28 protein-coding genes and 2 riboswitches are annotated in these 25,414 nt (G+C 33.7%); of the genes, 17 read left to right on the top strand and 11 right to left on the bottom strand.

Annotated features, from left to right (window positions below; genetic code table 11):
* Window positions 1–48 precede the first annotated feature (48 nt).
* Window positions 49–528, bottom strand: a complete 480-nt coding sequence (locus H9L18_RS02255) for a nucleoside 2-deoxyribosyltransferase (RefSeq protein WP_126793648.1) — start codon at window positions 526–528, stop codon at window positions 49–51.
* 148 nt (window positions 529–676) lie between these two features.
* Between H9L18_RS02255 and H9L18_RS15490 the strand changes: the two genes are divergently transcribed.
* The gene (locus tag H9L18_RS15490; protein WP_126793650.1) at window positions 677–1,783 is read left to right on the top strand and encodes a 3D domain-containing protein; all 1,107 of its coding nucleotides are present in this window, start codon (window positions 677–679) and stop codon (window positions 1,781–1,783) included.
* 86 nt (window positions 1,784–1,869) lie between these two features.
* On the opposite strand, the gene H9L18_RS02265 is transcribed toward H9L18_RS15490, so the two are convergent.
* The 3 genes from H9L18_RS02265 to H9L18_RS02275 all read right to left on the bottom strand — a co-directional run bounded on the left by H9L18_RS02265 (window position 1,870) and on the right by H9L18_RS02275 (window position 4,139).
* Complete coding sequence (locus tag H9L18_RS02265; protein WP_185847470.1) at window positions 1,870–2,010, bottom strand: hypothetical protein; 141 nt, start codon at window positions 2,008–2,010, stop codon at window positions 1,870–1,872.
* A gap of 72 nt (window positions 2,011–2,082) precedes the next feature.
* A riboswitch (M-box (ykoK) riboswitch) is annotated at window positions 2,083–2,251 on the bottom strand.
* A gap of 36 nt (window positions 2,252–2,287) precedes the next feature.
* A complete protein-coding gene (locus H9L18_RS02270; protein WP_126793652.1) occupies window positions 2,288–3,040 on the bottom strand; it encodes a YibE/F family protein in 753 nt (250 codons plus the stop codon).
* Window positions 3,030–4,139, bottom strand: a complete 1,110-nt coding sequence (locus tag H9L18_RS02275; protein ID WP_126793654.1) for a YibE/F family protein — start codon at window positions 4,137–4,139, stop codon at window positions 3,030–3,032. Before H9L18_RS02275 ends, H9L18_RS02270 begins: the two co-directional genes overlap by 11 nt.
* A gap of 124 nt (window positions 4,140–4,263) precedes the next feature.
* Here H9L18_RS02275 and H9L18_RS02280 point away from each other — a divergent pair, with 124 nt between their 5' ends.
* The 3 genes from H9L18_RS02280 (at window position 4,264) to thiT (ending at window position 6,038) form a co-directional block, all read left to right on the top strand.
* The gene (locus tag H9L18_RS02280; RefSeq protein ID WP_126793656.1) at window positions 4,264–4,875 is read left to right on the top strand and encodes a TetR/AcrR family transcriptional regulator; all 612 of its coding nucleotides are present in this window, start codon (window positions 4,264–4,266) and stop codon (window positions 4,873–4,875) included.
* A gap of 135 nt (window positions 4,876–5,010) precedes the next feature.
* On the top strand, window positions 5,011–5,211 hold the full coding sequence (locus tag H9L18_RS02285; protein ID WP_126793658.1) for a hypothetical protein: 201 nt from the start codon (window positions 5,011–5,013) through the stop codon (window positions 5,209–5,211).
* Between the two features lie 102 nt (window positions 5,212–5,313).
* Window positions 5,314–5,415, top strand: a riboswitch (TPP riboswitch).
* A 65-nt stretch (window positions 5,416–5,480) separates the two neighbouring features.
* The gene (thiT, locus tag H9L18_RS02290) at window positions 5,481–6,038 is read left to right on the top strand and encodes an energy-coupled thiamine transporter ThiT (protein ID WP_185847471.1); all 558 of its coding nucleotides are present in this window, start codon (window positions 5,481–5,483) and stop codon (window positions 6,036–6,038) included.
* A 207-nt stretch (window positions 6,039–6,245) separates the two neighbouring features.
* Here the strand turns inward: thiT and H9L18_RS02295 are convergent, their stop codons facing one another.
* Genes H9L18_RS02295 through H9L18_RS02310 form a run of 4 tightly spaced genes read right to left on the bottom strand, consistent with a single transcriptional unit; the run spans window position 6,246 to window position 8,839 of the window.
* Window positions 6,246–6,866, bottom strand: coding sequence for an ECF transporter S component (locus H9L18_RS02295; RefSeq protein ID WP_126793660.1), 621 nt, complete (start codon window positions 6,864–6,866; stop codon window positions 6,246–6,248).
* A 5-nt stretch (window positions 6,867–6,871) separates the two neighbouring features.
* A complete protein-coding gene (locus tag H9L18_RS02300; protein ID WP_126793662.1) occupies window positions 6,872–7,420 on the bottom strand; it encodes a phosphopantothenoylcysteine decarboxylase in 549 nt (182 codons plus the stop codon).
* 13 nt (window positions 7,421–7,433) lie between these two features.
* Window positions 7,434–8,189: a phosphopantothenate--cysteine ligase gene (coaB, locus tag H9L18_RS02305; protein WP_126793664.1), complete on the bottom strand. Its 756-nt coding sequence runs from the start codon at window positions 8,187–8,189 to the stop codon at window positions 7,434–7,436.
* Between the two features lie 20 nt (window positions 8,190–8,209).
* Complete coding sequence (locus H9L18_RS02310) at window positions 8,210–8,839, bottom strand: NAD-dependent epimerase/dehydratase family protein (RefSeq protein ID WP_126793667.1); 630 nt, start codon at window positions 8,837–8,839, stop codon at window positions 8,210–8,212.
* 150 nt (window positions 8,840–8,989) lie between these two features.
* Here H9L18_RS02310 and H9L18_RS02315 point away from each other — a divergent pair, with 150 nt between their 5' ends.
* From H9L18_RS02315 to msrB, 6 genes are read left to right on the top strand one after another with little or no spacing between them, the layout of a single operon-like run.
* Window positions 8,990–9,790: a TIGR00282 family metallophosphoesterase gene (locus H9L18_RS02315; RefSeq protein ID WP_126793669.1), complete on the top strand. Its 801-nt coding sequence runs from the start codon at window positions 8,990–8,992 to the stop codon at window positions 9,788–9,790.
* A 19-nt stretch (window positions 9,791–9,809) separates the two neighbouring features.
* On the top strand, window positions 9,810–10,205 hold the full coding sequence (locus H9L18_RS02320; RefSeq protein ID WP_246433304.1) for a YlbF family regulator: 396 nt from the start codon (window positions 9,810–9,812) through the stop codon (window positions 10,203–10,205).
* Window positions 10,206–10,209: 4 nt separating this feature from the next.
* Window positions 10,210–12,798, top strand: a complete 2,589-nt coding sequence (gene mutS / locus H9L18_RS02325; protein ID WP_126793672.1) for a DNA mismatch repair protein MutS — start codon at window positions 10,210–10,212, stop codon at window positions 12,796–12,798.
* 21 nt (window positions 12,799–12,819) lie between these two features.
* Entirely contained in the window at window positions 12,820–14,715 is a 1,896-nt protein-coding gene (gene mutL, locus H9L18_RS02330) for a DNA mismatch repair endonuclease MutL (protein ID WP_126793674.1), read from the top strand.
* Between the two features lie 11 nt (window positions 14,716–14,726).
* On the top strand, window positions 14,727–15,281 hold the full coding sequence (locus H9L18_RS02335; protein ID WP_126793676.1) for a Maf family protein: 555 nt from the start codon (window positions 14,727–14,729) through the stop codon (window positions 15,279–15,281).
* A gap of 17 nt (window positions 15,282–15,298) precedes the next feature.
* Entirely contained in the window at window positions 15,299–15,727 is a 429-nt protein-coding gene (gene msrB / locus H9L18_RS02340; RefSeq protein WP_126793678.1) for a peptide-methionine (R)-S-oxide reductase MsrB, read from the top strand.
* A gap of 41 nt (window positions 15,728–15,768) precedes the next feature.
* Here the strand turns inward: msrB and H9L18_RS02345 are convergent, their stop codons facing one another.
* Window positions 15,769–16,656 carry a 3-hydroxyacyl-CoA dehydrogenase gene (locus H9L18_RS02345; protein WP_126793680.1) on the bottom strand — a complete coding sequence of 296 codons (888 nt, stop codon included), beginning with the start codon at window positions 16,654–16,656 and terminating at the stop codon, window positions 15,769–15,771.
* A 189-nt stretch (window positions 16,657–16,845) separates the two neighbouring features.
* Here H9L18_RS02345 and ruvA point away from each other — a divergent pair, with 189 nt between their 5' ends.
* A complete protein-coding gene (gene ruvA, locus H9L18_RS02350; RefSeq protein WP_126793682.1) occupies window positions 16,846–17,463 on the top strand; it encodes a Holliday junction branch migration protein RuvA in 618 nt (205 codons plus the stop codon).
* A gap of 12 nt (window positions 17,464–17,475) precedes the next feature.
* Window positions 17,476–18,486 (top strand): Holliday junction branch migration DNA helicase RuvB, encoded by a 1,011-nt coding sequence (gene ruvB, locus H9L18_RS02355; protein ID WP_126793684.1) that lies wholly within the window; start codon window positions 17,476–17,478, stop codon window positions 18,484–18,486.
* Between the two features lie 20 nt (window positions 18,487–18,506).
* Here the strand turns inward: ruvB and H9L18_RS02360 are convergent, their stop codons facing one another.
* Together H9L18_RS02360 and H9L18_RS02365 are read right to left on the bottom strand one after the other, a co-directional pair.
* Window positions 18,507–19,091, bottom strand: a complete 585-nt coding sequence (locus H9L18_RS02360; RefSeq protein ID WP_126793686.1) for a class I SAM-dependent methyltransferase — start codon at window positions 19,089–19,091, stop codon at window positions 18,507–18,509.
* Window positions 19,092–19,126: 35 nt separating this feature from the next.
* The gene (locus H9L18_RS02365) at window positions 19,127–19,384 is read right to left on the bottom strand and encodes a hypothetical protein (RefSeq protein ID WP_126793688.1); all 258 of its coding nucleotides are present in this window, start codon (window positions 19,382–19,384) and stop codon (window positions 19,127–19,129) included.
* A gap of 179 nt (window positions 19,385–19,563) precedes the next feature.
* Here H9L18_RS02365 and queA point away from each other — a divergent pair, with 179 nt between their 5' ends.
* The 5 genes from queA (at window position 19,564) to adhE (ending at window position 25,302) form a co-directional block, all read left to right on the top strand.
* Complete coding sequence (gene queA / locus H9L18_RS02370) at window positions 19,564–20,598, top strand: tRNA preQ1(34) S-adenosylmethionine ribosyltransferase-isomerase QueA (protein WP_126793690.1); 1,035 nt, start codon at window positions 19,564–19,566, stop codon at window positions 20,596–20,598.
* Between the two features lie 19 nt (window positions 20,599–20,617).
* Window positions 20,618–21,763 (top strand): tRNA guanosine(34) transglycosylase Tgt, encoded by a 1,146-nt coding sequence (gene tgt, locus H9L18_RS02375; protein WP_126793692.1) that lies wholly within the window; start codon window positions 20,618–20,620, stop codon window positions 21,761–21,763.
* Between the two features lie 82 nt (window positions 21,764–21,845).
* On the top strand, window positions 21,846–22,196 hold the full coding sequence (gene yajC, locus H9L18_RS02380) for a preprotein translocase subunit YajC (protein ID WP_126793694.1): 351 nt from the start codon (window positions 21,846–21,848) through the stop codon (window positions 22,194–22,196).
* A 37-nt stretch (window positions 22,197–22,233) separates the two neighbouring features.
* Complete coding sequence (locus tag H9L18_RS02385) at window positions 22,234–22,503, top strand: post-transcriptional regulator (RefSeq protein WP_126793696.1); 270 nt, start codon at window positions 22,234–22,236, stop codon at window positions 22,501–22,503.
* 195 nt (window positions 22,504–22,698) lie between these two features.
* Entirely contained in the window at window positions 22,699–25,302 is a 2,604-nt protein-coding gene (gene adhE / locus H9L18_RS02390) for a bifunctional acetaldehyde-CoA/alcohol dehydrogenase (protein WP_126793698.1), read from the top strand.
* The last annotated feature ends 112 nt before the right edge of the window (window positions 25,303–25,414 follow it).

Genomic DNA, 25,414 nt, shown 5'->3' on the forward strand with positions numbered 1-25,414 from the left:
AGACAGAGTAAAAGCTATTTTGCCTTTACTCTGTCTTTTGTTTTAAACTTATAAATATGTAGTAATTTCTTTTAACCAGTCTTTTTCGTTATTTAAAATTTGACCATTTAACTTGATTAATCCTGATGTATAGAGATTCATGTAAGGAAATTGAGACTCTCCAACTTCTTTTAAAGCGGTGATTTTTTTGGGGTTATCTGCACCTTGTTGTCTTGAATCTGTAAATAAACCTAAAACAGGAATTCCTGCCTGATAAGCAACGCCTATTTCAGAGGCTACACCTACATCAATTGATACGCCATCTAAAATGGCTAAGACAAGTTGACTATTAAGTAGTGCATCAGTATCGTATTTAGCAATCATTTTAGCGTCAGCATAACTTTCCTTATCATTGATTTCACCCTGTTCTTGAGGTAAGTAAACGTTAAGCTCAGGATACATGGTTCTGATTTTTTTAACGAGGGATTCATTATAAACTCGTTCCATATCTGAAAATAAAGGGCTAGCAAAATAGATTTGTTTTGACATAAAAAAACTCCTAACTGTTACATGATTAAGTATAGCTTAGCTTAAAATGTAACAATTTGTAAAGAGATTGTTACATTGAATGAAGTATCTTCTTGTATAATTGGTAAAGAATAAAAGGACGGTATGAAATTGAAAGGTGTTGTCATTGTTGAAAGTAAAAGGACTATCATTAATGCTTTTATCTTCTATAGTAGCTGTAGCAGCTACACCAGTAGTGTCTTTAGCTGCTGATAGTAAAGAAGAATCTGTGAAAAAAGAAAGCATCGAAATTAGTAGTAAGATAGACAAAGCACTTGATTCGGTTAACACGAAATATCAAGAAGTGGAGTCACTTAAATCAGAGGTTGCTGAGACTGAAGGAACTATTAAAGAAACACAAAATAAAATTCAAGAAACAGAAAAAAGTATTGCTAAAAGAACTGAGTTAATGGGAGACCGCATGAAGAGCATGCAAGAAAATAGTTCTTCAATGAACTTGATGGATGCTCTATTAACAGCTGACAATATGTCAGATTTCTTTAATCGTGCTTATGCTGTTACAGTACTTCAAGGAGCTGAAAAATCAAAAGTTGATTCTTTAGCTAATGATAAAGATAAATTAGATGAATTAAAAGTATCTTTGGAAGATAGTAAATCATCATTATCTGAAAAACAAACAGCGATGGAAACAGAAGCAAGCTCATTAGAAAAGAACGTAGCTTCATTAAAAGAAGAGTTAAGTGATAATCAAGCAGTACTTGAAAAATTATCAAAAGATCGTATTGCTAAAGAAGCTCAAGCTAAAAAAGCAGCAGTAGAGGAAGCAAATAGAAAAGAATTGGATGCTAAGATTCAAGAAAAAGAATCTAAAAAAGCAGATGAAACAAAAAATGAAGCACCAATTACATCTACTTCTAAAGTATCACAACCAGTTAAAGAAGAAGTAGTGGAAGAAGAACAACCAACTCCAGCACCAACTGAAACATCATCAGGTTCTCAAGTGTTACAAATGGAAGCTACAGGCTATTCATATACACAACCTGGTTTATCAAACTTTACAGCAACAGGTATTGATTTACGTGAAAACTCACGTGTTATTGCTGTAGATCCAAGCGTTATACCTTTAGGGTCTGTTGTAGAAGTTTCAGGATATGGTTATGCTGTAGCCGGAGACACTGGTGGAGCTATCATTGGTAATCGTATTGATTTACATTTCAATACAGTTGCAGAATGTACACAATGGGGACGTAGAAGCGTTACCGTAACAGTTAAATAATAATTCTAAAAGACGAACTTATGGGTTCGTCTTTTTTATTTGAAAGTTAATAAAAAAACTAGACTCGTTCATTTGAACTCGTCTAGTTAAGGGCGTGTTAATGGTTTTATATTGCTAAAAACGGTGGGATCTGGTTCGTCTAACTCAACAGTAGTAGCTGTGATTTCAGTCATGTTATGTCCAACAATATGTGCCGCAATAACAAAAGATGCTAAAATAATAGTCATACTAATCCACCTCCTTAAATAAAAAAACTTCTTGCTAAAAATAGGCAAGAAGTAACAGTCTAATAAATTTGAAACAATGATTAGAATGTTGAGCTTTAGCACTATACAACGTAAAGATAAATCTTAGCTATTTTGAGAAAAGCCTTGTGTTCGACAGTTCTTGTCCTACCCATTGGTGTCTCTCGACATTTTTGGGCAATAGCCTATGTTTGTATAGGAGCCTCACCTAACAATATTTAATTAACGTACATAAAGTTAACATGTTTTTTTTGATGTGTCAACTTTTTTGAATAATAGAGCGAGTAATAAGAAGAGTTGAGATAGGAATGGTTAAAATAATTGCTATTCCACTTAAGAGTAAATTACTCCATTCTATTACTAAAATTTTAGTATTTAATAACTGATGGAAAGAATAGTTTAGATCACTAACCCAAACAAATAATGCTAATTGCCCGCCGACTAAAGCAAAGATTAAAGTGTTCATCGTAGAACCTAAGACATCTTTTCCAATAACAATACCAGAGTGAATCAATTCTCTTTTGGTTAGAGTAGGTGAGTTTCGTTTTAATTCATAAATGGCAGAAGTAATAGAAATAGCAATGTCATTGATTGCCCCTACAACACTCATAACCATAACGGAGGTACTTAAAGAAACAAAAGAGATGCCAATATTTAAAGAATACATATCCATCTCCATTAACTCCTCGCTTGGGAGACCTTGAAGGTGCATAAGTTTAACAGATGACAAAATAAGTAACATCATAATGATTAAGACAATTAAACTACTAAGAAAAGCAGTAATTGTTTTAGCGTGATAACCGTTAATAAAGAATAAATTCATTGCGGTGATGGCAATGCTCGTTATAAGTGTAAGTAATATACTAGAAAATCCCCAATTAATTAAAATTAACATGATAAACATAAATAATAGATTGAAGAATAGGGCACACAAAGCTAGACGACCTTTGCTTTTACCAATATAGCTCATCAAAAAAGCTAGAATTAAAAATAAAATAAAATTAACGCTCATTTAAAGCACCTCGTCTCAAGAAAAAGGTAGTTAATTTGATAGATAAAGGGATGGTTAAAACAATGCCAATACTACCGACTAGAGCTCTAGCAACTTCTAAAGATAAAACAATTGAAAAGGCATAATTAAAGGACATATTATTTCTTAGAAAGATAAGAATAAGCGGAATCGCACCACTTAGGTAAGAAAAAAACATAATATTTATCATTGGTCCCATAATATCTTCTCCAATTTTTTTACCAGTTTCTGTTATTTCTTCTTTTGTGACGTTAGGTTTAGTCTGTGTTAACTCATAAAGAGAAGAAATAATGGTCATAGAAACATCCATAACAGCTCCGACACAACCAATGAGTAAACTACTTAGAAATAAAATATGTGGTGGTCTGGTAACTAATTCCATCTCTTCATAGCGAAGCCCCTTATGAGCTAATAACTCAATAACTAAAAAGCCAATAAGAAAAGTGACTGCACTGCCAATTACCGTAGAAGTAATCGCTATTTTTGTTTTTTTATTCCATCCATTAGCAACAGTCAAAGTAAGCGTAACAATCAAAGGAATGCCAGCAATAAAAAGAAGTAATAGCAAATGGCTATTGATTTGTTTGTACCACCAGAACAAAAGGCAAAGTATAGCGCCGTTAAGAATAAAACTGAAAAAAGTCAATATTCCGGATAAATCATATATTAATATTAGTAGAAACAAGAGTAAACTAACTAGAATAATTAAAAAATGGTCACGTTTTAACTCTAAAAGGGTACCGAAAAGTTCTTTTCCTTGATGAGAGACATCGATGTAAACATACTCATTTTTATGATAGTGGTGGTCCTTGATTTGAGAGTAACTATAAGTGTTGGTGATAGTTACTTCTTTTCCTTTATATTTGTGGTTCAAAATGAGTAGCTTAACTTGTTGAGTGGTTAGTTTATCTGTATTCCCATGTTCATCAACTTGTTTCTCAGAATGAACCGTTTTTTCTTCCATTACTTTCCCAACAGTTTGTTCTTGATGACTAAATTGAAAAGTTCCGAAAATAGCTATGATTGTGAAAAGTAATAAAAGGAATAAACTGATTTTTTTTGTTTTTGTCATTGAAAGCATGAATTCAGCTCCTTAGAATGGATCATATTCAAAATAGTAACATTATTTTAAAGAGGAAGGAAATAAAATAAAAAATAAGAAATGTTATAATATATTTAATAAAAATGACGTGAGGAAGATAAAAATGCAATTAAAGAAAAAAGATGTCCAAATGGCTATTCAGGAAACAGCTTTAGAGCTTTTTTATCAAAAAGGCTACTTTAAGACTAAAATGAGTGATATTGCTAAACAGATGAATATGTCAGTTGGAAATATCTATACTTATTTCAAAAATAAAGATGAATTATTTGATACAGTCATAACGACTGACACTGTAGATTATATTGAAGAAACCATTGTCAATTTAGCAAAAACATGCAATGAATATCACTTAGGAAAGGATACAGCTTCTATAGACGATGCCATTGAAAAATATTTAAGAGTAATTGTTAATAACTACAGAGAAGTAGTGATTATACTTGATAAAAGTGAAGGAATGGTTTATGAAAAGAAACGATGCTCAATCATTGAAAAAATTATTGAGGTAAGATGTTCGACAGGATTAAGGCCAAGTTATATTGGAAGTTCTTTTGAAGTAAGGAAAAAATTCGACAAAATAATAATTAATGGGATTTTTGATGTCATTTTAATGGGATTGAAAGAGGATACGGCAACTAGTGAAGAGCGATATGAATTATGTTTAGCTCTTTTTAAATTTCAAATAGGGAAAAATTATGATAGCTATCCTAAAGCGTAAAAAAGTTGCTCTTTTTTTAAGCTTATTGATATTTTTATTATTTCTTAGATGATATATTGTATGTGAAAGGGTGTGGTGATTGATGAAATTTTCTAAGTTTTTATTTCTATTATTGCCTTTTACTTTTTTAGTCTCTTGTACGTCAAAAAGGAAGAAATACCTACAGATACGATTGAAAACAAACAGCATACAAGAGCAACTGATACGATAGATAAAGAAAGTATAACGCCTCAAAAAGAAAAAGTAGAAGCTACTACAGGATTTGAAGATACCTTTAAAGTAATTGAACCTGGTGAAGAAAAAGAAGGATTACCAGTTGTTGGAAATAGTCACTAAATGATAGTAGGAACTACAAATAGAATTTTAAGAAAGTGAAGTAAGTTTGACTATTACCGCTTTCAATGAGATACTATTTCACGAAGACATTTAAATACCGGTACCATCACAAAGGGGAGCTTTAGCTGAGATTGAGTAAAATTATTCTAAACCCTAGAACCTGAAATTGTTAGGACAAGCGTAGGAATTGTGATGGAGTAAAATAAAACAAGTTTACTCCTCTTTGGTTGTGTGGTCGGTTGACAATACAAGTGAAGGGGAGTTTTATTATGGTGTCATCAAGGTCAAGAGTATGGTTAGAAGGAGCAATTGCGGCAGCATTTGCCATGGCATTATCTTTTATTCCATTAAAGTTTGGACCAGGATTTTCTATTTCAATTGGAATGTTACCAATTGTAGTTTACTCTTTTAGAAGAGGAACAAAAGCAGGTTTATATAGTGGTTTAATCTGGGGATTACTCCATTTTTTACTTGGGAAAGCATATATTTTAACAGTTTCTCAAGCTTTAATTGAGTATTTATTAGCTTATACTTTTATTGGCTTTTCTGGAATTTATGCAACTAAAATTCAGAAAGCGATCAAGGAAAACAGTGGTAAACTAGGCTATCTTCTATTTATTGGGACTTTTGTCGGAACCTTAGCGCGTTATATTTGTCATTTTGTAGCTGGGTTCATTTTTTGGGGCAAGTACGCTCTTTGGGGATTAAGTCCTGTGGTTTATTCTCTAGTTATTAATGGAACAAATGCTGTTCTAACAGGAATTGCTACTTTTGTTATTGTTTTATTACTAGTTAAGAAAAGTCCTAAATTATTTTTAGTTGAATAAAAAAATAAACAGCCGATGAGGGGGATCATCGGCTGTTTTCTTTACATTGTTAATTAAATTCAGTTAGAAGGATTTTGAATCAATTAGAAAAACCAAGTCCTGTTTCGTAGTTTGAATAGCTACCATGATTTTTTAATTAGTTAGTTTCAATTTCCTGTATCGTTGATAAACTTATATTAACACCTAATTAAAAATATCGCGTCAACCTTAAGACTGATTTTTTTGATAGACCTTTAGTAGGACAATTGCAACGGCACTTGTTGCAATTCCTGCAACTAAAGCTTCTGGAACACCGTTTATAAAGACAACAGAAAGAACTGCTTTATATAAGCCGGCCCCCACTTCCATTTTCTTTGAAGCTGCATAAGCATCTTGGAAAACAAAATAGATTAAATTCATGACAAGGATAGTGTTGACCATTGAGCCAGCTGCCCCTGAAATGAAAAGAGATGTTTTGTCTCCAACTTTCTTTTTTTGTAGCCATTTGAAAACATAATAAGGAATAACTCCTGTTAAGATTCTAGGGACTAGTGCAATTACAATGGCCCAAAGACTAGTTTCGTTAGTTCCTAATACTGGAATAAAGGGTGAAAAAGCAAAGGATAAAATAGATGGTGTCATGGTATTAATTACCATACTTAAAACACCAAAAGATAAGCCTAAAAGAGCTCCTATTTTAGGGCCGAGTACAATCGCACCAATGATAACAGGAATATGAACAAGTGTAGCTTTTATAAATCCTAGATTAATAAACCCAAGTGGGGTGAATGAAAATAAGATAATGATAGATAAGAAAATAGCTGTTAATGTCAGTTGTTTAGTTTTCAATAGAATTACTCCTCAGTACCGTTTAATTGAGCACAAATGGCTGTAACAATTGTATCAACATCTGCTAGAGCTCCTTTTCCATAATCACCACAAGCTAACAAACTTGTTTTTGGCTCAATGAAAGAATACCCGTAACGGTCTAGTTTTTTTAAGTTATCTTGCATCGCTGGATTTTCATACATATAAGTATTCATCGCAGGAGCAATTAATTTCGGTATGTCATGGACAGCTAAAGCTGTTGTTGAAAGCATATCATCAGCAATACCATTTGCTATTTTTCCAATAATATTTGCTGAAGCAGGTGCAATGACAAATAAATCAGCACGTTTAACTAAATCAATATGGTTAATGTCAGTTGGTTGGTCTTCTCTCATAACATCTGTATGGACTCTATTTTTTGAAAGAACCTGTAATGTTAATTCTGGAATAATTTTAGTGCTATTGGTAGTCATGATTACTTCGACATCGATTTGTTTTTTTCGCAATTGGCTAACGATATCGGCTGCTTTATAAGCTGATATACTAGCTGAAACACCTAATAGTACAGTGGTCATAATAAATCCTCCTCTAATTTTTCAGGATAAGTTGCTTCATTCCTTGAGCAATTTCTTTTTTGGTATTAAAGCGTTGTTCTATTCCTTGTTTTGAAACGAATAAGCCAATGTGTTGATCACCTTTAATATGAGTTAAATCATTGGCTAAAATGTAGTCTGCCTTGTTTTTTTCAATGCTGTCTTGTGCAACACTAACTAATTCCTCTTCTGAAACATCTACTAATAGTTTAAAACCAATGAGATGTGTGCTAGGCTGCCAAGTTTTTATTTGAGAAATGACTTTTGGTGCTTTTTTCATGACTAAAATTAATTTATCGTTTTTAGAACTGATTTTCTTTTGTGCAGGTTGTGCTGATTGATGAGAGTCAGTTAGAACTTGTTTAATGAGTTGAGCTAACTCTTCTTTGGTTTTATATTCTTCGCTAATTATTTTTTCAGCAATTTGTTCTGACAGTAATGCTTCATTAGTTGCTGTATCTAGTTCATAATCACTAACAGCCATACTATGAATAACATAGTCAAAAGAAATAGTGGTTAGTAATTTTTTCATTGTGTCATAAAGGTCTTGAACAGAATGAATTGGAAAGAAATGAATTGCATCATTCTCAGGTAAAACAGCTTGTGGTCCATGAACATAATAAACGTTCACAGCCTCATTTTTCAAGGAATTAGCAATTTCTTTTCCTAAACTTCCAGTTGCGTGATTTGTTAAGTGGCGAACTTCATCGATTTTTTCAGATGTTCCGCCAGCAGTGATAAGTATATTCATGTTAAAAGCTCCTTTTTATATTAATGAATATCTGAGATTAATTTATAACTTGGTTCTGAGATTTCATTGAGTATTTGATGAACCAGACTGTTTAAAGAAGTGGGATAAACGGTTTTTACTATAGACTTGAGAAGAGGGACATAAGTTGCTCCCTTTATTAACAAGCCTTGTATATAAGTAAAAGGACGTTCTTTGGTTGTCACTAAGCCACTTCGAATAATAATTGTAGGATTATTTTTATCAAATAATGACTCTTCTGCAGCTTTTTTAGCTTTAATGTAACCATGAGGCCCACCTTTAGCAGATAAAAAGAGGTAAGGGCAATTCTTTTTTTCAGCTTCAGTGCTGATTAATCGGTTAGCTTCTACAATCATTTTGTCATAAGTTAAGCCTTTTTTCTTATTTTCAAATAGAATACCGATCAGGTTAATACAGCATGTATCAGAAGAGAGGTGATTTTTCCAAGAATCATCTTTAAAAACATCTATAGCACACCAAGTTATTAAAGGGTTTGACATCCATTTGTCATTAGTTTTGGGTTTACCATGTTTGGAGATACTGACAACAGACATATGGCGATTAAGAGCTTCTTTACAGAGGGCTTGACCAATAAAACCGCTTCCGCCAAAAACGATGAGTGTTGCTGTCATTTTAGACTCACTCCTTTAACCTATTTTTATGTTAATCATTCTAACACATTCTATTGAAAGAATGGTGAAAGTAAAATCAAGATTGCTTTTATTTAAGGTCAAAAATTGATAGAATATAGCAAGTAGCTAATTAGAAAAGAGGAGTCATTCATGCGAATTTTATTCTGCGGAGACGTAGTAGGATCATTAGGAAGAGAAACAATTACCACTTATTTACCAAAATTAAAAAAGAAGTATAGACCACAGGTGACTATTGTTAATGGAGAAAATGCAGCAGCAGGTCGTGGTATTACTGAAAAAATATATAAAAAATTACTTCAAGACGGAGCAGATGTTGTCACACTAGGAAACCATGCTTGGGATAATCACCAAATTTTTGAGTTTATTGAAGACGCTAAAAAAATGGTTCGTCCAGCAAACTTCCCCAAAGAAACAACACCTGGTGTCGGAATGGTTTTTGTAAAGGTTAATCAACAAGAGTTAGCCGTTATTAATCTTCAAGCAAGAGCTTTTATGACAGCGATAGATGATCCTTTTACGGTCATTGACGAATTAATTGAAGAAGCAAGAGAGAGAACTCCTCATATTTTTGTAGATTTTCACGGTGAAACAACGAGTGAAAAACAAGCTATGAGTTGGTATATTGACGGACGTGTATCAGCAATTGTTGGAACTCATACCCACGTTCAAACAAATGATGCAAGAATCTTGCCACAAGGAACAGGCTATATCACTGATGTAGGGATGACTGGTCCTTATGACGGTATTTTAGGAATGGATAGAACAGCTGTTATTGAGAAATTTAGAACAGCCTTACCTCATCGTTTTGAAGTGGTCACAGAAGGTCGAGAACTATTATCTTATTGTGTGATTGATATTGATGATGTAACAGGAAAGACGAAAAAGATTGAAGCTAATCTTATTAATCCAGACCGTCCCTTTAAAGAATAGAAGAAAGGACGAGGAAATAGTGGAAGAACGAGAGTTTCAGTACGAGGAAACGATTCAGTTAGCTTTAGATAATTTATTGGAAAAGATAAGTGATAACGAAATCATTGTTTCATATAAACAAATTGCTGAAAAAGTCGATCAGCATGAAGGATTAAAGCAAATGGTTGAAGAAATAAAGGCACTTCAAAAGGATGCGGTTCAATTTGCTCATTATGATAAACCAGAAGCAGAAAGAGAAGCCATTCGTTTGGCAGATGCTAAGCAAAAAGAATTTGATGAGCATCCATTAGTCATTGCTTACCGAGAAAAATTAGTTGAGGCAAATGATTTATTACAACATGTAACACATTCCCTTGAGAAAAAAGTGAATGAAGGATTAGAAGAGGAATTAAACAAGGCAGTAGAAGGGGAGTAATTAGATGCCTCAAAAAACGAAACACACACCAATGATGGAACAGTATTTTAGCATTAAAGCCGACTATCCAGATGCTTTTTTATTCTACCGTCTAGGTGATTTTTATGAATTATTTTATGATGACGCAGAACAAGTTTCTCAGTTGTTAGAATTAACTTTAACAAGTCGCAATAAAAACGCAGATGACCCAATTCCTATGTGTGGTGTTCCTCACCATGCAGCGGCTAACTATATTGATACGTTGATTGAAAAAGGATACAAAGTAGCAGTTTGCGAGCAGGTAGAAGACCCGAAAACAACAAAGGGAATGGTGAAACGAGAAGTTGTTCAATTAGTGACACCAGGAACGAGAGTAGCTTCGGGAGAAGTCGCATCTAGAGAAAATAATTATTTAACAGCTGTGACCTTTATTGAAGAAAATAAACAATATAGTTTTTCTTATGCAGATTTAAGTACAGGAGAAATTAAAGTTAGTTTACTTGAAACGGTAGATGACATCATTAATGAATGTGAAAGCTTACAGACCAAAGAAATCGTGATTGGCTCAAGCATTGATACAGGCTTGGAAGAAAAATTAGATCAACATAATATTGTCATCTCAAAACATGAAGTCGCTGAAAAACCAGTTGCCCAGATGAGTCATTTAGTCGTTCATTTAGAAAATGAAGCCCTTAAAACAGGGGCTAAGACACTGATTTCTTATTTACAAGTGACACAAAAAAGAAATTTGGATCACTTACAACAAGCGATTAGTTATCAATCAGATCACTTTTTAAAAATGGATTATTATTCTAAATACAATTTAGAATTAGCAAAATCGATTCGGACAGGTGAGAAAAAAGGCACTCTTTTGTGGTTACTAGATGAAACCAATACAGCGATGGGAGCTAGACTTTTAAAACAATGGCTAGATCGTCCTCTTGTTCAAGAAAAACAAATTGTAACTCGTCAAAATATGGTTGAAAGCTTATTAAATGCTTATTTTGAACGAATGGATTTAAAAGATCGTTTGAAAAAAGTTTATGATTTAGAACGTTTAGCTGGAAGAGTGGCATTTGGCACGGTAAATGGTCGTGATTTAATCCAATTAAAAACCTCATTGAACCAAGTACCAGGTATCCGCCAAGTGCTTGAAGGCATTAATCAGGGCGAGTGGGATGAGCTTTTAGTTGATTTAGTGCCAGCTTTTGAGCTTGTTGAAATGATTGACGCGTCTATTAATGAAGATGCGCCATTAGCGATTACAGAAGGTAATGTGATTAAGGACGGTTACAATGAGCAATTAGATGTTTACCGAGATGCTATGCGTAATGGGAAACAATGGATTGCAGAACTTGAAGCTAAAGAACGAAAAGAAACAGGCATTAAAACCTTAAAAATAAAATTCAATCGTGTATTTGGTTACTTTATTGAAATTACTAAAAGTAACATTGATTTATTACCAGAAGGGCGTTATGAAAGAAAGCAAACGTTAGCCAATGCTGAACGTTACATTACACCAGAGTTAAAAGAAATTGAAACGTTGATTTTAGAGTCAGAAGAAAAATCTCAAGAATTAGAATATCAATTATTTTTATCTGTGCGTGAAGAAGTCAAAAAAGAAATTGATTTTTTACAAAAGTTGGCCAAATCAATAGCAAGCTTAGATGTTTTAAAAAGTTTTGCTGACATTAGTGAGTCATATCATTATGTTAGACCAGAATTAGTGAGCCACAAACATGAACTTGAACTTATTGAAGGACGACATCCAGTTGTTGAAAAAGTATTAGGACAACAAGAGTATGTACCAAACTCTGTTTTAATGGATGAAGAAACATCAATATTACTAATTACAGGACCAAATATGTCAGGTAAAAGTACTTATATGAGACAACTAGCTTTAACGGTTATTATGGCTCAAATTGGTTGTTTCGTTCCATGTGAAAAAGCAGTGTTACCAATTTTTGATCAAATCTTTACACGAATCGGGGCTTCAGATGATTTAATCTCAGGTCAAAGTACTTTCATGGTTGAAATGATGGAAGCTAATCAAGCTTTATCTTATGCAACACCAAGAAGTTTAATTTTGTTTGACGAGATTGGTCGAGGGACAGCTACTTATGACGGCATGGCTTTAGCTCAAGCTATTATTGAATACATCCATAAAAATGTAAAAGCTAAAACGTTGTTCTCAACTCACTATCATGAAATAACGGTACTTGAAGAAGAGTTGTCTGGTTTGAAAAACATTCATGTTGGAGCTGTTGAAAAGGATGGAGAAGTTGTCTTTTTACATAAAATGATGACAGGACCTGCTGACAAAAGTTATGGTGTCCATGTTGCTAAACTGGCAGGTTTACCAGATGATCTATTAGAAAGAGCTTCAGATATATTGGTTCATTTAGAGGCTAAAACAACGGACGTAACAATAGAATCTATCAAAGAACAACCTATTCAACAAGATGTGGTGGAAGAAACAGAGCAGCTTTCTTTATTTGGCGGTTTATCTGAATCAGAAACAACCGTTTTAACAGAATTAAAAGAATTGAGTTTATTGGAAATGACACCAATGGATGCTCTTAATTGTCTATTTAAATTACAAAAGAAACTTTAATAAGTATAGGAGGCAGAGTGAATGACGAAAATTGAAGAATTATCTCAAACGCTTGCCAATCAGATTGCGGCAGGTGAAGTGGTTGAACGACCAGCATCCGTTGTAAAAGAGTTAGTTGAAAATGCGATTGATGCTGGAAGTACGCAAATCGATATTTATTTAGAAGAATCAGGATTAAAAAAAATTCAAGTAGTGGATAATGGTGAAGGAATTGAAGCAGATGATGTTTTAAATGCCTTCAAACGCCACGCTACTAGTAAAATTCATAACCGAGATGACTTATTCCGAATTCGTTCGTTAGGATTTAGGGGAGAAGCTCTACCCAGTATTGCGTCAGTTTCTGAAATAACCTTAGAAACATCAACTGGAGAAGGAAATGGTAGCTATTTATTTCTTTCAGGAGGAAAAGTAGAAGAACATAAACCTCATTCGTTACGTAAGGGGACTAGTATTACAGTTGAAAATTTATTTTTTAATACGCCAGCTAGACTTAAATACGTTAAGACACTTCAAACAGAACTAGCCAATATTGGAGATATCGTTAATCGGTTAGCTATGAGTCATCCTAACGTTGCTTTTCGATTAGTTCATGATGACAACCGGATGTTGGTAACAACTGGTAGTGGTGATTTGAAGCAAACCATTGCTGGTATTTACGGTGTGGCAACAGCTAAGAAGATGTTGAAAATTGAGAGTGAAGATTTGGATTTTAAACTTTCAGGTTATATTTCCTTACCAGAAGTGACAAGAGCCAGCAGAAATTATCTGTCCTTAATTATCAATGGCCGTTTTATTAAAAATTATGTTTTGAATAAAGCCATCATTGAAGGCTATGGTTCAAAATTAATGGTAGGTAGATTTCCTCTAGTGGTTTTACAAATTGAGATGGATCCTTTATTAGTGGATGTAAATGTCCATCCAACTAAACAAGAAGTACGTCTAAGTAAAGAAAAAGAATTAGTTGTTCTAATTAGAGAGGCTATCCAATCCGTTTTAATGGACCAAGTGCTAATTCCTAATGCGAGTGACAGTGCTCCTTACAGAAAAAGAATGGCTCCAGAAGAAAAAGTAGAACAACTTGATTTAGATTTTTCTAAACCAAAAGTAATAGAAAAATCAGTTGAATCACGTGTACCAAGTGATTTAGCTTATGATAGAGAATCTGGTGATTTTTATTTAAAAAATCAGCCGGAAGAAAAAAGCCAACCATTTGTTGAAATGTCGCAACCAAGTGTATTAAAAGAGCAAGAGCACTTTCATGTAGAGGAAGTTGCTACTGAAATACCTGTGTTTGAAGAAGAAAAAGAAATCAAAGAAGAAATCGAAAGTTTTCCGGACTTGGATTATTTTGGTCAGATGCATGGCACTTATTTGTTTGCTCAAAATAAAGATGGCCTCTTTATTATCGATCAACATGCAGCTCAAGAGCGAATCAAGTATGAATATTTCAGACAAAAAATTGGAGAAGTATCAAACGACTTACAAGAGCTACTTGTTCCAATTGTCTTAGAGTACTCTGCTGATGATGTTTTGAGGATTAAAGAAAATCAATCTGTGTTAGAAGAAGTCGGTATTTATTTAGAAGATTTTGGCAATAACAGTTTAATTGTCAGAAGTCATCCGACTTGGTATATTAAAGGGCAAGAAGAAAGTATCATCCGTGAAATGATCGATATATTTTTAGAAACAGGAAAAGCAAGTGTGGCAAAATTTAGAGAAGATACAGCGATAATGATGAGTTGTAAGAGATCGATTAAAGCTAATCACTATCTAGATGAAAAACAAGCACGTGCTCTTCTAGAAGATTTAAAACACTGTGAAAATCCATTTAATTGCCCTCATGGTAGACCAGTATTAATCCGCTTCACCAATAAAGATATGGAGAAACTGTTCAAACGAATACAAGATCCGCATTAGGAGGATAAAAAATGTCAGTGATATTAGCCTCAAGTTCACCTAGAAGAAAAGAATTACTTAGTAAATCAGTTAAAGAGTTTGACATCATGCCTGCTGATATTGATGAAACTGTACAAGTAGGAGAAGAGCCTTTAGCTTATGTTGAGAGAATGGCTAAAGAAAAAGCAATGTGCTTAATTAAAGATAAGCCAAAAGATATTGTGATTGGATGTGATACAACAGTTGTTTTAGGAAATGAGATTATGGGAAAACCAAAAAATGATGAGGACGCTTATCGAATGTTGGAAAAATTAAGTGACACAACCCACCAAGTGTTAACCAGTGTTTATATAAACACTGAACAAGGGGTTTTTCAAAAAACAGAAACAGTAGATGTTGTTTTTTACCCATTAGAAGAAGAGGACATTAATTGCTATATCGAGACTAAAGAGCACCAAGATAAAGCTGGAGCTTACGGGATTCAAGGTCAAGGTGCGCTATTTGTTAAAGAAATTTCTGGGGATTATTATTCCATTGTCGGATTTCCAATCGGTTATGTTAATCAAGTTATGAAAAAAGTTCTTTAAAAAAAGGAGCCAGAATAATGAAAAAAAATGAAGCAGATTTAAGAGCAAAATTAACCCCACTACAATACCAAGTGACTCAAGAAAACGGAACAGAACACCCTTTTACGAGTGAATTTGATCAATTTTCTGAAGAAGGTATTTATGTAGATATAGTAAGCGGAGAACCGTTATTTTCTTCAAAGGATAAATATGATGCTGGATGTGGCTGGCCATCATTTACCAAACCGATTGCTACGTTACAAGAATTAGAAGATACGACTCTTTCTCGTGTGCGGACAGAAGTTAGAAGTAAGGAAGCTGATTCTCACTTAGGCCATGTCTTTCCTGACGGCCCCACATCTGAAGGTGGCTTGCGCTATTGTATTAACGGAGCAGCTTTACGTTTTGTTCCAGTTGGAAAAATGCGTGAAGAAGGTTACGGAAGCTATTTACAATTATTTAATTAAAAAAAGGGATTGTGATTATTTAAGTCACAATCCTTTTTTGTCTATTCTGTTAAGAAATCTTTTTCTAAGTATGAAGGATTTGGGTAAGTATAAAATCCTTGTCCGGATTGAATACCAAGGTGTCCTTTATCAAGGTAATTTTCTTTTAAGAATTGAGCGATTTTTTTAGAATCGTCTGTGTCTTTACTAAGAGCAATATTGTAAGCCGTATTTAAACCAACAATATCTAAAATACCAAATGGACCACGTGGTGATTTAGTTGCAATCATCCATGTTTTATCAATCGTTTCAGGGTCGGCAACTTCATTCACCAATAAATCCTCAGCTGATTTGAGGAGTGGAACGAGTAAAGAATTAAGAATATATCCTCGTTGTTCTTTGTAAAGGGGTAAAGGAATCATACCGATATTTTTAGAAAATGCTACGATTGTCTCGAAAACATCTGGATCAGTCTCAGCTGTTCCCATTATTTCAGCTGTGTTATTCAGCCAAATTTGATTAGCAAAATGAAGAGCTAAAAATTTATCAGGTCGTCCTGTTTCAGCTGCAAAGTCACTTGGTAAAAAAGTTGAAGTGTTCGTTGCAAAAATAGTTGACTCAGGAGCAATCGTTGCTAGTTGTTTGTACAAATTAATTTTAAGTTCTTTGATTTCAGGGATAGCTTCAATGATTAAATCGGCTTCTTTTGAAGCGGTTTCAAGATTAGTTGTGTAGATAAGATTTGAAAGAGTTTCTTTTAGTTCTAAATCGGTCACTTCCATGTCTCTTTCATAGCTTTTGGTTAACGTCACCATACTACGCTGTGCTTTGACTAAAGCTTCATCATTAATGTCAAAAACAGTCACTTTAAACCCAGAGTAGGCAATTTGAAAAGCAATTTGACTACCCAAAACACCACTACCAATAACAGTTACATTTTTAATATCCATCAAAAATCTACCTTCTTTCCAATTATGGGTACAACTAAAGTATAGTCCTAAATGATAATAAGTTAAAATAAAACGTTTTGCCTGTTATTTTAAAGGAAACACAAAACTTTTTGGTAAAAAAACTAAGATATGATACAATCTTAGAGAACGTATGTGCGGAAATTAAAAGAATTAATAAAGGAGAAAAGCATGTTTGAGTATATTAAAGGGAAGGTTACATTCATTAGTCCTTACTATATTGTGATTGAAACAAACCAAATTGGTTATCAAATTGCGGTAGCGAATCCGTTTCGCTATTCTGCTTATTTAGAACAGGAAGTAACGGTGTACTTGCATCAAGTTATTAGAGATGATGCCCATGTTTTATATGGTTTTTCTGATTTGGATGAAAAACAACTTTTCTTAAAATTAATCAGTGTTTCAGGTATTGGACCTAAAAGTGGCTTAGCTATTATGGCATTAGATGATCATGCCGGACTTGTTAATGCCATTGAAACAGAAGATGCTAAATATTTAACAAAATTCCCAGGAGTAGGGAAGAAAACAGCTCAACAAATGGTTTTAGACTTACAAGGTAAACTAGGTGAACTAGAAATAACAGGTGAGCCAAAATCTGTTAGCATGAAACAAGATGATTTGTTTACAAGTGTTGATGATAGTTCACTTCATGAAGCAATCGAAGCATTGAAGGCACTTGGTTACTCAGATAGAGAAATCAAGCGAATTAAAGTAGAACTTGAAGTGATGACAGGCCACAAAACAGATGAAATCCTTCGTCATGGATTAAAATTATTAATGAAAAAGTAGGGAGAAGATTAAATGAATGAGGAAGAAAGTCGGCTTTTATCAAGTGAAGCAGAACAATCCGAAGAGTTTTTAGAAAAGTCACTCCGACCTCAGTATTTATCTCAATACATTGGTCAGGATAAAGTGAAGCGAGAACTTGAAATTTATATTAAAGCAGCTAAACAAAGAGAAGAATCATTAGACCATGTCTTACTTTACGGCCCTCCTGGATTAGGAAAAACAACGATGGCGATGGTTATTGCTAACGAGATGATGGTTAATATCAAAACAACTAGTGGACCAGCAATTGAAAAACCAGGAGATTTAGTTGCCATTTTAAATGAGTTAGAGCCTGGAGATGTTTTATTTATTGATGAGATTCACCGATTACCTCGAGTAGCAGAAGAGCTTCTTTATTCGGCTATGGAGGATTTTTATGTAGATATTATGGTGGGACAAGGTCCAAATGCTCACCCTGTTCATTTTCCTTTACCGCCTTTTACATTAGTTGGTGCAACAACAAGAGCAGGCATGTTATCAGCTCCTTTAAGAGATCGTTTTGGAATTATTTGCCATATGGAATATTATGAAGATGATGATTTAAAAGAAATCGTTCTAAGGTCAGCTGATATATTTGCAACAGATATTGTTGAATCCGGTGCTTTTGAAATTGCGAGACGATCAAGAGGCACACCACGTATTGCCAATCGGTTATTAAAACGTGTCCGTGACTTTGCTCAAGTCGAGGGAAATGGTGAAATTGACATCCAATTAGCAGATGAAGCCTTAAAAATGCTTCAAGTTGACCATAAAGGATTAGACTATGTGGATCAAAAAATACTAAGAACAATGATTGAACTCTATAATGGAGGACCAGTTGGCTTAACCACGATTGCGGTTAATATTAGTGAAGAAACAGAAACGGTAGAAGATATGTATGAACCTTATTTGATACAAAAAGGATTCATTAAAAGAACGCAAAGAGGTCGAGTGGTGACAGAATTTGCTTATGAGCATTTAGGTTATGACTTTTATAAAGAATGAGTTCTCCTTAAAAAGAGAACTCATTCTTTTTTACCAATTAATAGAATAGAGCTACCGTCATCAGAGATACTTCGCTCGCAAATAATCTCAAATTTATATTTAGTATAGAGTGTACGGTAATCTGAAATAGACCATAGCCGAAATTTCATTAGCTTCATGAGAAAACTTAATAAAAAGAACTTTAGTTTATTTTGTTTAAAAATAGGGACAACAGAGATGAAATAGCCCCCTGTTTTGAGCACTCGATGAACCTCTTTGAGTACTTGATCGATATCAGAAACGACATGAAGAATGTTGATTGCTAATACAACTTCAAAGCTTCTATCAGAAAAGGTTAAATTAGCTACATCTTGAATAGAAAGATTAATGTTAGGTGCTAATTGTTTTTCTTTTCCACGAGCAATCATTTCAGGTGAAAAATCGCTGGCTTCAATAAAATAGCAACTTTCAGATAAAGCTTCTGCCATTTGTCCTGTTCCAGTCCCAATCTCTAATAAATTGTCTTGTGAGGATAGGTAATTTTTAATAGTTTCAAGTAATAATGGATTAATAGTGTTGTTTTTATCAAAGCTTGGAGCAAGTTTATCCCAAAATTTAGCCTTCATGATTATTCTCCTTTACTATTAGTTAAACTAATTAACTAGGGGCGATCCAACCAGTAATCAAATAAAAAAATAAATGGAATGATAATAGGGAGTATTGTGCTGAATAAAATAAAACTAAAGGCAACTCTAGTAGCAGCATCATTTTCTTTATTAGCAATAATAATGATAATTAGAGCTAAGATGAAAATCAAAAAACTGATTGAATTTTCATAGTTGAGCCAATTGAAGGCAACAGAAATATAAACAACAAACAACAGGGCAGTTACAATGCTAAGTATTTTTCTCTTCTCCATAAAAAACTCTCCTTTTATCTAGTATACCCTTATTTCTTTAATGACAAAATTTAAATAAAGAATTGTAACTGATTTATTCTAAAAATAATCTATTTAATCTGTGATATTCCCTTCCTCTTTTTCTTTTTAAGGAAAGATGTTAAAATACAACAGAATGACTGAGAGAGGAATAGAAGATTATGACATTACAAACGTCGGATTTTGATTTTGATTTACCGGAAGAATTGATTGCGCAAACACCGTTAAAAAATCGTGCAGCTTCCAAATTACTAATTTTAGATAAAGAAACTGGAAAAGTTGAAGATAAGCATTTCAATGATATATTAGATGAGTTAAATGAAGGGGATGCTCTTGTTATGAATGATACAAGAGTTTTACCTGCAAGACTTCACGGAGAAAAGCCAGAAACTGGTGGGCATTTAGAAGTTCTTTTATTGAATAATATTGAGGGCGATAGATGGGAAACTTTAATAAAACCAGCTAAGCGAGCAAAAGTTGGTACAGCTATTTCTTTTGGTGACGGTAGATTAAAAGCTATCGTTAAAGAAGAGTTAGAGCATGGCGGAAGAATCATTGATTTTACTTATGAAGGAGTCTTTTTAGAAAACCTTGAATCTTTAGGAGAGATGCCTCTACCACCATACATAAAAGAAACGTTAGATGATCAAGAACGTTATCAAACTGTTTATGCTAAAGAAAACGGCTCAGCAGCAGCCCCAACAGCAGGACTACATTTTACTCAAGAACTTTTAGAAAAAATTGAAGCTAAAGGTGTGAAGTTAGTTTATCTAACATTACATGTTGGGTTAGGAACCTTTAGACCTGTTAGTGTGGAAGATTTAGACAACCATCACATGCACAGTGAATTTTATCGTTTAACAGAAGAAGCAGCCGAAGTTCTTCGAGAGGTTAAAGCATCAGGTGGACGAGTGGTAGCAGTAGGAACAACTTCTATTAGAACCCTAGAAACAATTGGTTCAAAATTTGAAGGTGACATACAAGCTGATAGTGGTTGGACAGAAATTTTTATTAAGCCGGGATATGAATTTAAAGTAGTAGATGCTTTTTCAACTAATTTCCATTTACCAATGTCTACGTTGATCATGTTAGTTAGTGCTTTTGCAGGAAGAGAACATGTACTTCATGCTTATGAGCATGCAGTAGAAGAAAAATATCGTTTCTTCAGTTTTGGCGATGCTATGTTTGTAAAATAAAAGAAAGTAGGAAGATTAAATGAGTGAACCAGCGATTAAATATCGTTTAATTAAAAAAGAGAAACACACAGGAGCAAGACTAGGCGAAATTATCACACCTCATGGAACATTTCCAACACCAATGTTTATGCCGGTTGGGACTTTAGCAACAGTTAAAACAATGGCGCCTGAGGAATTAAAAGATATGGGAGCAGGTATTATTTTAAGTAATACCTATCACCTATGGTTACGTCCTGGTGAAGATATTGTAGAAGAAGCAGGCGGCCTGCATAAATTTATGAACTGGGACCAAGGAATACTAACAGATTCAGGTGGTTTTCAAGTTTGGTCACTAAGTGATATGCGAAAAATTGAAGAAGAAGGTGTTCATTTTAGAAATCATTTGAACGGTTCTAAAATGTTCTTATCACCTGAAAAAGCTATTCAAATTCAAAATAAATTAGGACCAGATATCATGATGAGTTTTGATGAATGTCCACCATTTGAGCAAAGTCATGATTATGTTAAAAAATCAATTGAGCGAACATCTCGTTGGGCTGAACGTGGCTTAAACGCCCATCAAAATGCTGATCGTCAAGGCTTATTTGGTATTATTCAAGGGGCTGGATTCAAAGATTTAAGAGAGCAAAGTGCTAAAGATTTAGTTAGTTTAGATTTTCCAGGTTACTCAATTGGTGGGTTATCTGTAGGAGAACCTAAATCTGAAATGAACCGTGTGTTAGAATTTACAACACCATTAATCCCTGAAAATAAACCACGTTACTTAATGGGAGTAGGGACAGCAGACTCATTGATCGATGGTGTTATTCGCGGAGTTGATATGTTTGACTGTGTTCTACCAACTAGAATTGCGAGAAATGGTACTTGTATGACAAGTCAAGGCCGCTTAGTTGTTAAAAATGCTCAGTATGCCAAAGACTTTAGACCAATTGATGAAAAATGTGATTGCTACACATGTCGTCATTATTCTCGTGCGTACATCCGTCATTTAATTAAATGCGATGAAACATTTGGTATTCGTTTAACTTCTTATCATAATTTGTATTTCTTACTAAATGTGATGAAACAAGTCCGACAAGCAATCATGGATGATAATTTATTAGAATTTAGACAAACCTTTTTTGAAGAGTATGGATTTAATGAAGAAAATCCGAAAAATTTCTAAATTTTAATAAAATAAGCTAGTGTAAGCTATTAAAATTTGTTAAAGTGTATAGTGACTTATAAAAGAAGAAGAGGTGTATGGAATGAACGGTTTAGGAACAATGATTTTTCCGTTAGTTATTATCGGTGGGATGATGTTTTTCATGACTCGCTCACAAAAGAAACAACAAAATCAACGTCAAGAATTGCTTAATAATATGAAAGCTGGCGACGAGATTGTTACAATTGGTGGTTTATACGGTGTAGTTCATGAAGTAAATACTGATAAAGGTACAGTTGTTATTGACTGTGAAGGTATCTACTTAGAATTTGAACGTAACGCTATTAAAACAGTCAAAGAAGGTACAACAGCAACTCCAGCTCGAGTTCAAGAAACTGAAGTGGTTGAAGAAGTTGAAACAACAATAGTTGAAGAAGAAAAAGAAAATCAATAAGATTTTCTTTTTTTTTATTTATGTTGAGGTATTAAAGATGACAAAAATAAGTAGAACTAAAAGATGGTTATTAAAATCAGTTGTCAAAGATTGGTTGAATAATTTAGCGAGTAACGGTTATCAAGGAGTGACAGAAAATGATGTCTGGGAATATCTGTGTGAGTATCGTTGGAAAAAAAGTTCTCCAGAAACGATAGCTTTGATAAAAGAAGATATTGAAAAGATGACACCGAATGAATTTTTTGATTACCAACAAATGAAAGCAATGATGACTAATGATTGTCAAAACATAGACGATTTAATGTAAAGGTATTGTGATTATTTTATCAATAAAGGTGTAAACATATCTAATAAAAGTAATTATTCATTTTAAACCTATAAGAATAGTTACTTTTACTTTTTAGAATAAAAGTGAAATTAATCACAAAAACACTTTACAAGAATGAAAAAATATTGTATATTACATTTGTGAAGTAAATAACAAATTTTTCGGGAGGCTATTATGGTTAAGACAAAAGATAAAAAAGTTGAAGTAAAAGAAAATAATGTAGCACAAATGATTGACGAGTTAGTTGTAAAAGGAAATGTGGCATTAAAAGAAATGAAAGCTTTTGATCAAGAAAAAGTTGACCACATTGTTCATCAAATGGCAATGGCAGCATTAAACGAACACATGCCTTTAGCGAAAATGGCAGTTGAAGAAACTGGCCGTGGTATTTACGAAGATAAAGCAATTAAAAATATGTTTGCATCAGAAAGTATTTGGAATAATATCAAATATGATAAGACAGTTGGTGTAATCAATGAAGATAAACAAAAACAAATTATTGAAATCGCAGACCCAGTTGGAGTGGTTTGTGGGGTAACACCGACAACAAACCCGACATCAACAACTATTTTTAAAGCAATGATTTCAATTAAAACACGTAACCCAATTATTTTTGCTTTCCATCCAAGCGCGCAAAAATGTTCAGCAGAAGCAGCTCGTATTGTAAGAGATGCAGCGATTCAAGCAGGAGCACCTGAAAATTGTGTTCAATGGATCGAACAACCATCAATTGAAGCAACAAATGGTTTAATGAACCATGAAGGAGTTGCTATTGTTTTAGCAACAGGTGGAGCAGGTATGGTAAAAGCAGCTTACTCTACAGGAAAACCAGCATTAGGTGTTGGACCTGGTAATACACCTTCTTATGTTGAAAAATCTGCTAAAATCAAACGTGCAGTAAACGATTTAATTGCTTCTAAATCATTTGATAACGGAATGATTTGTGCGTCTGAACAAGGTGTTATTGTTGATAAAGAAATTTATGATACAGTAAAAGCTGAATTTGAAGCACATCAAGTTTACATTGTGAAACCAAATGAATTAGCTAAATTAGAAAAAGCAGTTATGAATGAAGCTAAAACAGCTGTTAATCCTAATATTGTTGGTCATTCAGCAGTTTCAATCGCAAAAGATGCTGGAATCAAAGTACCAGAAGGAACAAAAATTCTAATCGCTGAATTAGAAGATGCTGGTGAAGATTACCCATTATCAAGAGAAAAATTATCTCCAGTTTTAGCAATGTTTAAAGCTAACAGTCGTGAGCATGGTTTAGAATTATGTGAGAAAATGTTAAAACTTGGTGGAGAAGGACATACAGCTGTATTACATTCAGAAGATGAAGATTTACATATCGAGTTTGGCTTAAGAATGAATGCTTGTCGTATCTTAATCAATTCACCAGCAGCTCAAGGTGGTATTGGTGATATCTACAATGAAATGATTCCTTCATTAACACTGGGTTGTGGATCTTATGGTAAAAACTCAGTATCTAAAAACGTTACAGCTATTAACTTAATTAATACAAAAACAGTAACGAAACGGAGAAATAATATGCAATGGTTTAAACTTCCAGAAAAAATTTATTTTGAATTAAATTCATTACAATACTTACAAAAAATGGAAGGTCTAGAACGCGTATTTATCGTTTGTGACCCAGGTATGGTTCAATTTGGTTACGCACAAAAAGTTATTGATGAGTTAAACAAACGCAATAACAAAGTAACTTACGAAATTTTCTCAGACGTAGAACCTAACCCTTCAACTAACACTGTTTATGCTGGAACAGATATGATTAATAATTTCAAACCTGATACAATCATTGCTATTGGTGGTGGTTCTGCTATCGATGCGGCTAAAGGTATGTGGTTATTCTACGAACATCCAGAAACAGAATTCTTTGGAGCTAAACAAAAATTCTTAGATATTAGAAAACGTACTTATAAAATGGAAGCTGCTAAAAAATCTAAAATGGTTTGTATTCCAACAACATCTGGTACAGGTGCTGAAGTAACACCGTTTGCAGTTATTACAGATAGCGAAACACACGTTAAATATCCATTAGCAGATTATGCTTTAACACCAGACGTGGCAATTATTGACCCACAATTTGTTATGAGTGTTCCAGCAAGTGTTACAGCTGATACAGGAATGGACGTTTTAACTCATGCAATTGAGTCATATGTTTCAGTTATGGCTTCTGATTATACACGTGGTTTAAGTTTACAGGCTATCCGTTTAGTATTTGATTACTTAGAAGATTCAGTAAAAAATCCTAATTTAGAAAACAGAGAGAAAATGCATAATGCATCAACTATGGCTGGTATGGCATTTGCCAATGCTTTCCTAGGAATTTGTCACTCAATCGCTCACAAAATCGGTGGAGAATATGGTATTCCTCATGGTCGTACAAATGCTATTCTTTTACCACATATTATCCGTTACAATGCAAAAGATCCTTCAAAACACGCATTGTTCCCTAAATATGATTACTTTAGAGCAGATACTGATTATGCTGATATCGCACGTTTCTTAGGTCTTAAAGGAAACACAACAGCTGAATTAGTTGAAGCATTAGCGACTGAAGTTGATGCTTTAGGAAAACGAGTTGGTATTGATATGAACCTTAAAGCACAAGGCTTATCACAAGAAACATTGGATAGTACAGTAGACCGTATGGCTGAACTTGCATATGAAGATCAATGTACAACAGCAAACCCTAAAGAACCATTAATCAGTGAATTAAAACAAATCATTGTTGATTCTTACGAAGGTAATTAATTAAGAAGTTAAATAAAGGTTGAGACTCATTTGTCTCAGCCTTTTTTATATTTTCTTAAATTTATAGTAGGTTTCTAGCGATTTTGTGTAAAGGATGTTAAAATGTAGGTTA

The organism is Vagococcus carniphilus, assembly GCF_014397115.1.
Classification (GTDB): domain Bacteria; phylum Bacillota; class Bacilli; order Lactobacillales; family Vagococcaceae; genus Vagococcus; species Vagococcus carniphilus.